Origin of the sequence: Anaerotruncus rubiinfantis (assembly GCF_900078395.1) — a bacterium.
Classification (GTDB): Bacteria; Bacillota; Clostridia; order Oscillospirales; family Ruminococcaceae; genus Anaerotruncus; species Anaerotruncus rubiinfantis.
The window spans coordinates 22,154-36,278 of sequence record NZ_FKLA01000009.1; the positions used below are offsets into that span (position 1 = coordinate 22,154).

11 protein-coding genes and 1 pseudogene are annotated in these 14,125 nt (G+C 59.4%); 7 read left to right on the forward strand and 5 right to left on the reverse strand.

Translation table 11 applies throughout. From position 1 onward, the window contains the following. Window positions 1–5: 5 nt before the first annotated feature. The 3 genes from BN4275_RS05405 to BN4275_RS05415 form a co-directional block, all read right to left on the reverse strand. Window positions 6–647: a leucine-rich repeat domain-containing protein gene (locus BN4275_RS05405; RefSeq protein ID WP_066455126.1), complete on the reverse strand. Its 642-nt coding sequence runs from the start codon at window positions 645–647 to the stop codon at window positions 6–8. Continuing rightward, window positions 628–888, reverse strand: coding sequence for a hypothetical protein (locus BN4275_RS05410; protein ID WP_066455129.1), 261 nt, complete (start codon window positions 886–888; stop codon window positions 628–630). Before BN4275_RS05410 ends, BN4275_RS05405 begins: the two co-directional genes overlap by 20 nt. Window positions 889–977: 89 nt before the next feature. Beyond that, window positions 978–1,802 carry a MerR family transcriptional regulator gene (locus BN4275_RS05415; RefSeq protein ID WP_066455132.1) on the reverse strand — a complete coding sequence of 275 codons (825 nt, stop codon included), beginning with the start codon at window positions 1,800–1,802 and terminating at the stop codon, window positions 978–980. An 86-nt stretch (window positions 1,803–1,888) separates the two neighbouring features. Between BN4275_RS05415 and BN4275_RS05420 the strand changes: the two genes are divergently transcribed. Continuing rightward, window positions 1,889–3,217 carry an MATE family efflux transporter gene (locus BN4275_RS05420; protein ID WP_066455134.1) on the forward strand — a complete coding sequence of 443 codons (1,329 nt, stop codon included), beginning with the start codon at window positions 1,889–1,891 and terminating at the stop codon, window positions 3,215–3,217. Between the two features lie 41 nt (window positions 3,218–3,258). Here the strand turns inward: BN4275_RS05420 and BN4275_RS05425 are convergent, their stop codons facing one another. Both BN4275_RS05425 and BN4275_RS05430 read right to left on the reverse strand, forming a co-directional pair. Next, entirely contained in the window at window positions 3,259–4,443 is a 1,185-nt protein-coding gene (locus BN4275_RS05425; protein ID WP_066455135.1) for an aminotransferase class V-fold PLP-dependent enzyme, read from the reverse strand. A 19-nt stretch (window positions 4,444–4,462) separates the two neighbouring features. Continuing rightward, entirely contained in the window at window positions 4,463–5,128 is a 666-nt protein-coding gene (locus tag BN4275_RS05430) for a GntR family transcriptional regulator (RefSeq protein WP_066460217.1), read from the reverse strand. A 227-nt stretch (window positions 5,129–5,355) separates the two neighbouring features. On the opposite strand from BN4275_RS05430, the gene BN4275_RS05435 reads away from it, so the two are divergent. The 6 genes and pseudogenes from BN4275_RS05435 (at window position 5,356) to BN4275_RS05460 (ending at window position 14,104) form a co-directional block, all read left to right on the forward strand. Then, window positions 5,356–6,675, forward strand: a complete 1,320-nt coding sequence (locus BN4275_RS05435; protein ID WP_066455137.1) for an L-cysteine desulfidase family protein — start codon at window positions 5,356–5,358, stop codon at window positions 6,673–6,675. 99 nt (window positions 6,676–6,774) lie between these two features. Further along, window positions 6,775–8,730: pseudogene (locus BN4275_RS05440) on the forward strand (hydantoinase/oxoprolinase N-terminal domain-containing protein); the annotation flags it as partial. Window positions 8,731–8,752: 22 nt separating this feature from the next. Continuing rightward, window positions 8,753–10,429 carry a hydantoinase B/oxoprolinase family protein gene (locus tag BN4275_RS05445; protein ID WP_066455139.1) on the forward strand — a complete coding sequence of 559 codons (1,677 nt, stop codon included), beginning with the start codon at window positions 8,753–8,755 and terminating at the stop codon, window positions 10,427–10,429. Window positions 10,430–10,485: 56 nt separating this feature from the next. Beyond that, window positions 10,486–12,177, forward strand: a complete 1,692-nt coding sequence (locus BN4275_RS05450) for an ABC transporter substrate-binding protein (protein ID WP_066455141.1) — start codon at window positions 10,486–10,488, stop codon at window positions 12,175–12,177. A gap of 50 nt (window positions 12,178–12,227) precedes the next feature. After that, window positions 12,228–13,232 (forward strand): ABC transporter permease, encoded by a 1,005-nt coding sequence (locus BN4275_RS05455; protein ID WP_066455143.1) that lies wholly within the window; start codon window positions 12,228–12,230, stop codon window positions 13,230–13,232. Next, complete coding sequence (locus BN4275_RS05460) at window positions 13,232–14,104, forward strand: ABC transporter permease (RefSeq protein WP_158572791.1); 873 nt, start codon at window positions 13,232–13,234, stop codon at window positions 14,102–14,104. Before BN4275_RS05455 ends, BN4275_RS05460 begins: the two co-directional genes overlap by 1 nt. The last annotated feature ends 21 nt before the right edge of the window (window positions 14,105–14,125 follow it).

Below are 14,125 nucleotides of genomic sequence, written 5' to 3' on the forward strand. Positions count from 1 at the left end.
CTCCTTCAGGTGGTTCCGGTCCATACAACAGTCGCGTTGGAGGCGCCCCAAGGCGCGTTCGCAACTGCGTTTGGCGCGCGGTTGACCGTGATCCGTGTGATATTTGTGCATTCGGCAAAGCTTGTGGTGCGCATGGTTTGGATATTGGCGCCAATCGACATGGTTTTCAGCCCCAGGCACTTCCGGAACGAGCCGATTCCCACCGCGGTAACACTTTCCGGCAGCGCGCTCAAGGTGATGTTCGAACAGTGCCAGAAGCTGTTGTCCTGAATCTCAACCACGCTGTCCGGCAGGCTGCTGATAGCAAGATTCCCACAATCATAAAAAGCGCTGTAAGAGATCTTAGTGATACCCGGGGGCAGTTCGGTCATGGCAGTTGTATGTTCGATCAGCTTGCGCATCTCTTCCCCGTCCCACGGGATGTTTGCGACGCCCTGCTGAAGCTGTGCAAAAGTCGCCGTCTCTCCCGTTTTGGAAACCGTACCGCCTTTGCCGGTGATGGCGGTTTCCACAAGCGCTTTCCCATCAACGACAGACCGAAAATTTTCTTCAATCGCCTGCTGCACATTCGCGGCGGCCATCCCCGCCACCGCCGCAATCGGGATTTCGCCCGCCGCGGGGGTCCAGTCAGATGGGCGCGCGCCCACCTCCTGCGCAGTCGGGGTCCAGCTTGCCGGACTCCTGCGCAGTCGGGGTCCAGCTTGCCGGACGCGCGCCGGCCTGCGCGGCGGTCACCCGGTGCGGATTTTCAAAGTCTCCCCCGTGCGCGTCAAGCGCGCCCTGTACCTGCGCGGCGGCATCCGAGGCCGCATTCGTCCCGCCAACCGTTTCGTTCAGCTTTCCGGCCAGCTCGAGCGGAGACGGCGTGCGTGTTATCCGATTGATCATCGAATTCCTCCTTTTCATGGATTTTCTTCATCCATACCGCTCAAAACAGAAAAAGTTCCGCTCTAGCGGAACTTTTTCTGTTCTCTCATTCAATTTTCCACTGCAATTGACAGCCGGAGTACATACTTGTCATAACCACGCACCGAAAGCTCGTCGAGCAGCGTGTCCTCATAGAAAAAGCCGCCTAACAAAAGCCCCTGCATATCCCCGTACTTGAGCATCCGCCGGTAGGTGTCAAAGACGTTGTCGTATCCGCTTGTATGATACGCAACCAGATATTTCCCCGGCGGACGGACATCATACGAAAGGCCGGACGGGCGTTCGTCCACCTGGGTGTAAAAATGGCTGTAACCCGCGCTGTCTCCCCGCCCGGCCGCTTCCCGTTCGATCAGGGACCCCATCGAATGCGCGCTGTAGATCCCATGTGACTCATAGTAACGGACATGCTCCGCCACCGAATATGCGATATCCCGCTCATCCATGAGCGGGCGCACCGGCGTCAGCACCAGGTACTGCTCCTCCTCCCAAGTTACGGCGATCGAAGAGAGATCCGCGCCGAGCACGCGCTCGGTGAGCGCGGCCTTCTGCCGGATCAGATTTTCGACGCGGGAAAGCGCGTCGATCTTCCCGCGCAGCTCCTGCGCCTTTTCGGTGAGCAGCGTCACGAGTTCCCGCGGGCTTCGGCGGTCGAGATAGGCTTTGATTTCAGAAAGCGGCATGTCCAGCTCCTTGAGTCCGGCGATCACCTGAAAAACTTCGAGCTGGGCCGGGGAATAATACCGGTATCCGTTTCCCCCGCGCACCGCCGGGCAAAAGATCCCCAGCGCATCGTAGTGAAACAGCGTGTGTTTGCTGACGCCGCAGAGATCGGCAAATTCCTGAGTTGTACAAAGAATTTGTAAATTTTCGTTCATAATTTACAATCCCCCTTGACTATCGGGTTACCCGATAGTTTATTATAAACTTCGCCGTCAAAGATTACAATAGGAGGACTTTAAAAATGAATCCCGCAATCGGCAGAGAATTCCACTTTGCCTCACTCCTGAAATTTGCATTCCCCAGCATCATCATGATGATCTTTATGTCGCTTTACACCATTGTGGACGGCATTTTCATCTCCCGCTTCGTGGGGACGGCCGCGCTGTCCGCCACCAACATCGTCTACCCGGTCATCAATGTGACCTATGCTTTTTCCATTATGCTTGCAACCGGGGGCAGCGCGATTGTCGCCCGCAAGCTCGGCGAGGGCAAGCCGGAAGAGGCCCGCCGGGACTTCTCTCTCATCACTCTGGCCACTGTGCTGATCGGCGTTTTGATCGCCCTGGCCGGCTGCCTTTTCATCGATCCGCTTTGCAGGATGCTTGGCGCGGATCAGGCGCTCATTGGTTACTGCCGGGATTATCTGCGCATCCTGCTCCTGTTTGCGCCGGCCTCGATGCTCCAGCTTCTGTTCCAGATCTTCTTTGTCACTGCCGGACGGCCGGGTTTGGGGCTTGGACTGACCATCGCAGCCGGACTTTCGAACGCCATACTCGACTATGTGCTGATTGTTCCGTGCGGCTTCGGAATCGCCGGCGCAGCGCTTGCCACAGCCGCCGGCTACCTCATTCCCGCCATCATTGGGCTTTTCTTCTTCTGCCGGCCAAGTCAGACGCTGCATTTCGGCCGTCCAAAGTTCAGCTGGGCCGTGCTTGCGGAAAGCTGTTTCAACGGCTCGTCTGAAATGGTCACCAACCTTTCAAACGCGATTATTACCTTCCTGTTCAACATCCTGATGCTCCATTACATTGGCGAGGACGGCGTAGCCGCAGTCACCATTGTGCTCTACGCCCAATTTCTGCTCACTGCACTCTATCTCGGTTTCTCGCTCGGGGTCGCGCCGGTCATCAGCTTCAACCACGGCAGTGAAAACAGCACGCAGCTCAAACGGCTCTACCGCATCTGCATCTCTTTCATCGCCGGCTCTTCGCTCGTTATTTTCCTGCTCTCACTCCTGCTCTCCAGAGGAATCGTCAGGATTTTTACCCCGGACGGGTCCCCGGTCTTCCCGATTGCGCTCGAGGGCTTCTGGCTCTTTTCCCTAAGCTTTCTCTTTTCGGGAATCAACATCTTTGCATCCGGCATGTTCACCGCGCTTTCCAACGGCCGGATCTCCGCCGTCATATCCTTCCTGCGCACCTTCGGGTTTATCCTGCTCGGCCTGTTATTCCTGCCCAAAATGCTCGCGGTCACCGGGATCTGGCTGGCCGTTCCGTTCGCGGAGCTTGCAACCCTGCTTTTTTCCGTAATTTTTATGTGGAAGATGCGTTCCAACTATCACTATGCCTGAAAAAACGAAGAACGGCCCGCGCCACGCGGGCCGTTCTTTTTTCATTTCGCAAGCTTTCGCAGCAGGTCCACAGCCGCTCCAATCTCCTCCTCGGTGTTCCAGCAGTGTACGCAAAGCCGCGCAACCCCTTCGATCCCATAAAGTTTCAGCACCCCTGGGCAGTGGAATCCGTGTCCCATCATTCCGACATTATGCCCGTTCAGATATTTTGCAATCTCTGAAAAATGGAACCCCTCCACATTAAACCCGGCCATTCCGGCGCGCAGGCTGGCGTCCTGGGGCCCGTAGACGGTAATCCCCGGGACTTCCAGCAGCTTTTGTACCAGGAATCCGGTAAGTGCGCGAATCCGTTCGGCCACGGCTCCAATCCCGCCGATCTCCCCAATATATTCCACCGCGCGGGAAAGCCCGAAGATCGCCGGGAAGTTTGGCTCCCCGCAGAAAAGCCGCTTAATGCCCGGTACCGAAGTGAAAGTACCAGCCTCGTAGTCCCAGGTGCCGTTGTTCCAGGCGGCAAATTCCGGCTCGAGCGTTTCGAGCATAGTCTCCCGCACATAGAGGAACCCCGACCCGGCCGGGCCGCGCAGGTATTTGCGGCCGCTCGCCGTGAGAAAGTCGCATCCAATCTCAGTTACGTCTACTGGAAGCGCGCCCACTGTGTTCGCCGCGTCGAGCAGATACGGGACCCCGCGCGACCGGGCGATCCGGCCGACTTCTACGGCGGGTTGCAGGATGCCGATGTTGTTCGCCATATGGGTCAGGCAGATGAGCTTCGTATTCCGGTTGACCAGCGCGTCGAGCTTCTCAAGGTTGATCACGCCTGGCTTTTCGGCAGGCGCGAAGCGTACTTCGGCGCCGCGGCGCTCGGCCAGCCGCAGCCAGGGTGCCACGTTGCTGACAAAGCTCATTTCATCCACGACGATGTTGTCACCCCGCCCGGCAGGCAGGCTCGCCGCAACCAACGCAATCGCCTGCGACCCATTCGCGGTGAACGCGATCTCCTGCGGATGCGCGCCGATGAGTGCCGCCACATTTTCATTCGCGCGGGCTACCCGTTTGCGGCAGAAGTCCTGCGCCGGGGCGCTGGTCGCGCCGCAGCGCATCACCATGTCAAAATAATCCATCACCGCCTCCACCACCTGCCTGGGCGGTACCGAAGTGGAAACATGGTTCAGATAGATGTTATCGCAGGGCGTATCCGCCCGCAGTTTTGCAAGGTCAAGCATCGTGATTTCCCCCTTCGCTTCAGCGGGCAATCCGCGTGATCAGGAGCTGTTCCTCCATGAAGAGGATATCTTTCTTGAGTTGTTCGTGCGCGGTATACAGCTCGTGCCGCTCGAGCGCCTTGACAATAAGATCGTGCCCTGTCTCACGCGCCTCCCGACCCGGCGCGATGACGGCTTTCTGCACCGTATAAAGCTGCGCATAGGCCCGCGCGCAGGTCGCGTATGCCTGCTCGAGCACCTTATAAATCTGCACGTTTCCCGAATAGCGGTTGAGGGTCAGATGAAACCGGATGTTGTTGTCCCATGCGCGCCAGACGTCCTTATCAGGGGCATAGCGTTTTTCGCTGACCAGCCGCAGCTCCCGGATTTTCTCTTCATCGAGGTTTTTGAGCACATTCGGCAGGCTGTCCAGCTCCAGAAAGAGACGCATTTCGGTAAGGTCACGGATATTTTTGGCGCTGATCTGCACCACCTGGTAACCGCAGCGCGGGATGCTGCGCAGCGCCCCCTCCGCACAAAGCTGCACGAGCGATTCACGTACGGGCGATTTGCTCACCCCACACCATTCGATCACCTGCCGCTCAGTGAAAAGCGTGTCAGGAGTAAGCTGTCCGGAGCAAATCATTTCGACAATCTGATGATAGACCTGGTCTTTGAGGGAGACGTTCTGTTTTTCTATTTCCAACTGGTGGCAACCCCTTTCCGGATGTTCTGCTTTCATCATATAAAATTCTTCTGATATTATCAATAGGCAACGAAACATTTCTATAAATAGATCATATTGCACATATTTTATTCGTATAATTTCACATATCTTATCATTTACAATAAAATCTATTGACACTTTTGCTTGTTGAATATTATCATTGATATTATCAGTAGAGGTTGGATTTTACATAGGAGGTTGCATCCATGCGTACGACGGCGAATTGGGAACCCTATGTGTCAATCATGCAAAAAAAGATGGTCTCTGCGCTCGGCTGCACCGAACCGGTTGCCGTTGCGCTCTGCACAGCGCGCGCACGCGCGCTGCTCGGCGAAGCGGTCCCTCTCGAACGGATCGAGATTTCGGTCAGCAAGAGCATCCTCAAAAACGCGATGGGCGTCACCATCCCGGGCACCAACCTGTGCGGCGTCAATTACGCCGCTGCGCTCGGAGCCACCGGCGGAAACTACAAAAGAAACCTCCAGGTGCTCGAAAGCTGCACCCCGCAGGACCTTGAAGACACGCTTACCCTTGTAAAAGCGGGCCAGGTTTCTGTGAGCCTCGACCGGGATGCGCCGCCCGTCTACGTGAAGGCCGCCGCGTACGGCGGAGGACACTGCGGGACTGCCGTCATTGCGGGCGAGCATGACCGGTTTGTTCAGCTCATCCGGGACGGCGAAGTCTTCCTGAATCTTCCGGTCGAACACGGCGCGGACGAAGAAAAGGAGCGCGAAGCGGTTCTCCGGGATCTGAGCTTCCGGGGCGTCTACAGTTTTGCAACCACCGCGCCGCTCTCCTGCTTCGATCTGGTCGTCCGTTCAATCCTCCTGAACCGCAGGATTTCGGACGACGGACTCGTCCATGACTACGGGCTGCATCTCGGCAAGCTTCTGAAAGAGCAGCTTGCCGATGGCACGCCTGCACAAAATCTTGAGGAACGCGCACTGATGCGCACCTCAGCCGCGATCGACGCGCGCATGTCCGGCTCTCCACTGGCCGTCATGGCCAATTCCGGCAGCGGCAACCAGGGCATCACCGCCACCATCCCGGTCTACTCGGTCGCCTGTGACATTGGCGCGGACGACGAAAAGACCATCCGTGCGGTCACTCTTTCGCACATGACCGCCATCTACATTAAACAGCACCTGAGCAGTCTTTCCTCCCTGTGCGGCGCAATTGTCGCCGCGATCGGCGCGGGCTGCGGGATCGTCTATCTGCTCGGGGGGGATTTTGACGCGATTGAACGCACCGTTGTCAACATGATCGCCGCCATCACCGGCATGATCTGCGACGGCGCGAAGGCAAGCTGCTCCTTAAAGGTCGCCGCCGCCCTGCAATGCTGTTTCAATGCGGTGAATCTCGCGATGAGCGGCATCCGCGTGACCAGCATCCAGGGCATCACCGGCGAAACTGCCGAGGAGACGATCGATAATCTCGGCCGGCTTAACCTCTATGGGATGGAGCAGACCGACGATGTGATCCTGGACATCATGCTCGAAAAACAGCTGGAACAGACTTCCAAATGAGATAAAGGAGGATATCTACTATGCAGAAGCGCCCGAACCACACGCCGAGCTACCGTCTGGCGGCCGACATCGGCGGCACTTTTACCGACATCGTGCTGGTTGACGACACAACCGGCGAATTCCGTTCCACCAAAGTCCTCACCACCCCGCATCTGCTGACCGAAGGTATTATGCGTGGTTTCGACAGCATTCTGGACGGCGATTACAGCCATGTCACCAATATCGTCCACGGCACCACCGCCGGTCTCAACGCCGTCATCGAAAAGACCGGCGCCCGCTGCGCGCTCGTCACCACCAAAGGCTTTCGGGATGTCTACGAAATCGGCCGCGGCAACCGTCCCGAGATGTATAATTGCCGTTATAAAAAACCCAAGCCGCTTGTCCCGCGCAAGGACATCTTCGAAATCGGTGAGCGGATCAAGGCGGACGGCACCGTCCTCTCCCCAGCTTCAGAACCTGAACTCGCGCAGCTTGCGCAGAAAATCCGGGCGGGCGGCTACGAATCGGTGGCCATCTGCCTGCTCAACAGCTACGTGAACCCGGAAAACGAACGGATCACCGCGGATTATCTCAAGGCGCAGCTCGACCCGGAGGTGGTCGTGATCACCTCTTACGAGACAGCCCCCGAGTGCCGTGAATACGAGCGCACCAGCACCACCGTGCTGAACGCCTATATCGCGCCCAAGACCCGCAACCATCTGCTCGCCCTTTCGGCCGAGCTTCATAAGCGCAACTTTACCGGACACTTACATATCATGCAGTCGTCCGGCGGTATCATGAAGGCCGAGGTCGCAACCACCCGCGCCATCCAGACGCTCATGTCCGGGCCGGTCGGCGGAGCGATCGGTGCGTCGGCCTACAACCGCAAAAATTTTATCGGCATTGACATGGGCGGCACCAGCTTTGATGTAAGTATGGTGGTGGACGGCAAGATCGAAACCACCGTCGAATCCACCGTCGAGGGTTTTCCGCTCCTCACCCCGACCGTCAATATCTCCTCGATCGGCGCGGGTGGCGGCAGCATCGCCTGGAATGAGGCGGGCGGCATGCGCATCGGCCCGCGCAGCGCGGCGGCCCGGCCCGGCCTGCTACGGCCAGGGCGGCACCGAACCCACCATCACCGACGCAAACCTCGCGCTCGGCAGGATGGACCCCGAAAACTTTCTGAGCGGTCGCATGACGCTCGACATCGCGGCGGCCGAAAAGGCGCTCTCCGATTACGGAGCGCAATACGGGCTCGACCAGTACACCGCCGCCGAAGGCATCTGCACCATCGCCAACCACATGATGGCCGACGCCATCCGAGAAATCACCGTCCGCCGCGGCATCGACCCGCGCGACTTCACCCTCCTTTCGTTCGGCGGCGCGGGTCCGATGCACGCCTGCCTCATCGCGGAAGAGCTCGACATCGGCGAAGTGATCGTCCCGCTCGTGCCGGGCGCGTTCTCCGCGTGGGGGATGCTGCAGGCCGATGTGCGGCACGATTCGGTGCGCACCCTGATGCGCGACACCCGCAAGCTCACGCAGGTGCAGCTGGAGGGCTTTTTCGTGGACCTGCGCGGGGAACTCGGCGACCTGCTCAGGATGGAGGGCATCGCCTCCGGCGCGGCCCGGTTCGAGCGCTCGTTTGACATGCGCTACCTGGGCCAGGAATATACCATCACCGTCCCGGTGCCGGATGACGGTGAGTTTTTAAGCGAAGCGGTCGAAGCGTTCCACGCGGCGCACATGCGCCTTTATGGCCACGCCAGCGTGAACGAGGGCGTAGAGCTGGTAAACGTCCGCCTGACGGCGGTGGTCGCGGCTAAGAAAACCCCGCTGCCTTCCCTCCCCTGCGACGCAGACGGAACGCCGCCCGTCCTCAAGACCGCGAAAGGCGTGTTCGGCGGCAGGGAGTGGAACCTTGACATCTACCACCGCGATGAGATGCGTCCCGGTCACCGGCTTTGCGGCCCGGCGGTCGTGGTAGAGCTCACCTCCACCACTGTGGTCCCGCCCGACTGGACCTGTGAAATCGACGAAAACCAGAGCCTTGTGCTGAAAAAAGCCCAGGCGTGAAGAAAGGGAGGGAACGCATATGCGAGCGAACGAAAAAGTCAACCCGGTGGTTGTGGAAATCATCCGCAACGCCCTCAATTCTGCTGCGCAGGAGATGAACGCCAGCCTTTTCCGCAGCGCCTACAGCCCGGTCATCTACGAGATGAAGGACTGCAGCGTCGGCATCTTCACCAAGGACGCCGAGCTGATGGGCCAGTCGGCGGGCCTTCCGATCTTTCTCGGGAACCTGGGCATCTGCATCGAGATTGTCACCAAGCAGATCGGCCTTGAAGCCTACAATCCGGGCGACGTGTTCATCATGAACGACTCCTATCTGCAGGGCGCGCACCTCTCGGACATCACGATCATCGCGCCGATGTTCCACCAGGATGAACTGGTCGGCTTCTCCGCGACCCGCGCCGCCATGTCCGATGTGGGCAACAAAAACGCCATGGGCAGCAACGACTGCACCGAAATCTATGAGGAAGGGGTGCGCATCCCGCCCATCCGCATTGTGGAGAAGGGCGTGCTGCGCGAGGACCTGCTCGAGCTCTTAGCGCTGAACAGCCGCTTCCACCACCTCTACAAAGGCGACATCATGGCGCAGATCGCCGCCTGCAACACCGGCGAAAAGCGTTTCTGCGAGATTCTCGACCGGTTCGGGCTCGAAACGGTCGAAGCCGCGGTGCAGGAGATCTTCCGCCAGGCTGAGACGCTCGACCGCCAGGCGGTCGCGGCGCTGCCGGACGGCGTCTATCACGCCGAAGGCTGCCTTGACAACGACGGCGTGGTCGACACGCCGGTCCCGGTCTGCGTGACCGTCAAGATCGAAGGCGACCGCATGACCATCGACCTGACCGGCTCCTCCCCGCGCCGCAAGGGCTCGACCAACTGCGGCGCAGCGCAGGCGATTTCCGCCTGCCGCGTGGCCTACAAGGAGCTCATCAATTCCGAAAGCAGCGTCTGCGGCGGCAACTTCCGCAATCTGGACGTGGTCCTGCCGCCTCAATCGATCTTCACCGCCGAGGAGCCGACCGCCTGTTCGTGGTACTTCTCCCCGCTCGGCCTGCTCATCGACCTGGTGATGAGGGCGCTCGCGCCGGTCATGCCCGATAAGGTTGCCGCCGCGCACTACGGGGACTCGATGGTCATGACCCTCACCGGCATCGACCCCAAGACCGGCAAGCTCTTCGGCAGCGTCGAAGCGACGGCCGGCGGCTGGGGCGCGTTCGACGGGGACGACGGCGAAAGCTGCCTCATCAACGTCGTGAACGGCGACTTCAAGAATCTGCCGATCGAATTCATCGAGCACAAGTACCCCTACCGCCTGCTGCGCTACGAGATCCGGGAGGATTCGGAGGGCGCGGGCAAATACCGCGGCGGCTTCGGCGTGCGGCGCGACTACCTGACCGAAGCGGACGAGAGCTACATCCGCATGTGGTTCGAGCGTTCGAAAACCCCGGCCTGGGGCCTCTTTGGCGGCAAGGATGCGGCCCCGCCGCTGCTCACCCTCAACCCCGGCACCGACCATGAGGAGAAGTACCGCAAAATTAACCGCAAGCTGCTCCCGAAGGGCACGGTCATCCGCGCCGAAACCGGCGGCGGGGGCGGATATGGCGACCCGGCCGTACGCGACCCCGAAATGGTCCGCGCCGACGTGGAAAGCGGCTACATCACCCCGCAGCGCGCGAAAGAGGTCTATGGCGTCACCCTGTAATCGGGCGACTGAATACGAATAAACCATAACGCCATCCCAAAAGGAGGAACGTCTTCATGAAAAAGCGAAATCAGCGAATCCTGGCAGTCATTCTCTGCCTGGCTCTTGCCCTTTCGGCGCTGGCCGGATGCGGCACCTACAACCAGGATGTCCGTCCGCAGTCTTCCGCGCCCGCCGCGGACCAGCCGGCCGCTTCGGGCGACGCCGGCAGCGCTCCCGCCGAGCCGGAGACCACGCTCAAATCCGAGCCGGCCGGCCAGCGCACCATCACCTACGCGGTCTTTAACGAGCCGAGCACCATCGACCCGGCGAGCGGTTCGACCGGCGAGATTCTGAAGGTCGTGCGCAGCTGTTACGAGCCGCTCGCCAAGGAGAAGCTCGGCACCGTCGAGATCGAACCCGGCCTCGCGGAGAGCTGGGAGACCTCCGACGACCAGAAGACCTGGACTTTCCATCTGCGGGAAGGCGTCAAATTCCACGACGGCACCGACTTCACCGCCGACGATGTAAAGGCCACCATCGAGCGGGTCAAGACCGTGGGACTGGGCGGCGCAAGCCTGGTTTCGGACATCGACACGGTCGAAGCGGTCGATCCCATGACCGTCAAGATCACCCTGAACACCCCGAACGTCTATTTCCTCTACCGGCTGGCGAAGGTGCCCATCGTCTCCGCCGACGCGATTGCGGCGCATGAAAAGGACGGCGACCAGGCTGGCGAGTGGCTCGCGCGCAATACCGCGGGCACCGGCCCCTTCCAGCTTTCGGAATCCGACTGGGTTTCGGGTGAATATCTGCAGATGAAACGCTTCCCTGACTACTGGGGCGGCTTCGCGGAGAATAAATTTGACTTTGCCCGTCTCATTTTCACCAACGACGCAACCGTTCAGATGCAGATGCTCGAACGCGGCGAAATCGACAAACACGGCGCCCAGATCATCGACGCGGTCGATCGTCTGGAAGCCAACCCAAACCTCGAAGTGCTCACCGGTCCCGGCCTCGAAACCCACATCATCACCCTCAACTGCCAAAAATACCCGCTTGATAACCGGGATTTCCGCACCGCGCTCTCCTACGCGCTCGACTATACGGCGATCCAGCGGGACATCTTCGGCGGTTACAGCGAAACCCCGCGCGGGTTCCTTCCGCGCAGCTTTGAAGGCTTCAACGAAGCGATTCCCGAGCAGGAATACAACATGGACAAAGCGAAGGAATACCTCGAGAAATCCGGCGTCGACCCGGCGTCGGTCACCCTTTCGATCCATCTGAACAAGGGCCGCGACCCGGCCAAATCGACCGCTTTGCTGCTGCAGGATTCGCTCAGGCAGCTCGGTATCAAGCTCGAAATCCTCGATGTTCAGTGGGCCGCGCTCGCGGAGGAATTCACTTCCGCCGAAACCGCGCCGCACATGAGTATCCTCGAGATGGGAGCCTTCACCGGCGACCCGATCTACTTTTTGGAGACCTGCTTCCACAGCAAGAATATCGGCGCCCCGTATAACTGGTCGTTCTATAAAAACGAGGAGTTCGACAAGCTTCTGGACGAAGCAAAGACCATCTCGGACGCGGATAAGCGCACCGAACTGATGGCCAAAGCACAGCAGATTCTGGTGGACGACGCCCCGGCAATCTATTACGCCTGCCCGTCCAAGCTCGAAGTCATCTCCAAACGGGTTGGGGACTATGTCCTGCATCCGCTTGATTACTATAACTTCATCAACTTTTACGCGGTTTCCTATGCTGGCGGCTGACGCCGCCAGCCGGCCGCGTCAAACCTTAGCGGGAAGGTCGTGAGACAGAAATGGTGAAATATCTGCTGCGGCGTATTGTCATGATGCTCGTGGTGCTCATTGGGATCACTTTTATCGTATTTTTCGTCACCAACCTTCTGCCCGCAAACCCCGCTCGTGTGGCGGCGGGGCCTTCCGCGAGCAACGAGGAGGTCGCGATGATTGCGGAAAAGATGGGGCTCAACAAGCCCCTCCCGATCCGCTACCTCATCTATCTCGGGGATCTGCTGCATTTGGATATGGGCAAATCGATCCTGTCGAAGCAGCCGGTTCTCAAGGAGGTCTCCGCCCGCATCGCCGCGACGCTCGAGCTGACGTTGGCGGCAACCACAGTCTATATCATCGTCTCGCTTTCGCTCGGCATCTACTGCGCGCGCCATCCCGGTTGGATCGACAGCCTGACCCGCATGTTCTGCGTGGGCAGCTCCGCCATCCCGCCTTACTGGCTCGCGCTGCTCTTACAGCTCGTTTTTTATTATTATCTGGGGCTCCTGCCTTCCGGCGGGCGGCTTCCCGCGAACCTTTCCCCGCCGGAAGCGGTCACCGGGCTCTATATCCTGGACAGCATCCTTGCGGGCAACTGGGAAACGCTGAAACATGCGCTGATCCATCTGGTGCTCCCAACCGTCAGCCTGGCACTTGGCAACATCGGCCTCACAACACGCGTGGTGCGCACCCAGGTCACCCAGGAGATGAGCCAGGACTATGTCCGCACCGCCAAGGCCAAGGGTCTCACCGATAAAGTGGCGGTTCGACGGCACGCAGTTAAAAATGCGATGAACCCGATCGTCACGACGATCGGCATCCAGACCGGTTACATGATGGTCGGCACCATCATGATCGAGACAATTTTCCGCTGGCCGGGGCTCGGTTCCTATGCGATCACTTCGATCCAGAACCTCGATTTCCCCGCCATCACCGGCATCGCCATCGTCATGGCGCTGAGTTTCTCGGTCATCAACCTGCTGGTCGACCTGATCTACATGCTGCTGAATCCGAGAGTGAGGTTGACATGATGAGAAGGATCTTTTTCCGAAATCTGGCCGCGGCTACCGGTACGGTGCTCACCCTGCTGGTGATCCTGTTCATGGCGTTCGGCCCGTTCATTGCGCAATATGACCCCATCACAGTCAACACCGCGGAGCGGCTGCAGCCGCCGAGTTCGACCCACTGGTTCGGCACCGACGAGATGGGGCGGGATATCTTCGCCCGCGTCGCCACCGGTTCCCGCTACACGATTGGCGCGGCGGTGCTGATCATCGGCATCGCCACGCTGCTGGGGCTCTGTTTCGGCGGGCTTTGCGGCTATTATGGCGGCTGGGCGGACGAAATCCTCATGCGTGTCTGTGATATCTTCATGGCCTTCCCCCAGCTGCTGCTCGGCATGCTCATCACCTTTTCACTCGGGCCGGGCCTGCGTTCAGCGATCATCGCGCTGATTATCTCCTGGTGGCCGACCTACATCCGTCTGGTGCGCGGCATGGTGATCTCGATCCGCGAGAATCTTTATGTGGAAGCCGCGGTCGCGGCGGGCGCGCCTTCGCGCTACATCGTTTCCCGCTGTATCCTGCCGCAGACCATCCCGATGCTCATCTCCCGCATCACAATTGACCTCGGGTATGCGATGGTCGCCTGCTCAGGGCTTTCGTTCATCGGGCTCGGCGCGCAGAACCCCCTGCCGGAATGGGGCGCGATGATCTCCGCCAGCCGTTCCTATGTCTTTGACGCATGGTGGTACGGGATGTTTCCGGGTCTTGCGATCTTTGTGACAGTATTGGGGCTGAGTCTTCTCGGCGACGCGATGCAGGACGCTTTTGACCCGCAGCTGCGCGGCACCTACATTCCTCACAAATGGAAAAAGAAAAAAGCGCAGGCCACCGCCGCCTGACAATGCGAAAGGGCGTTTTGC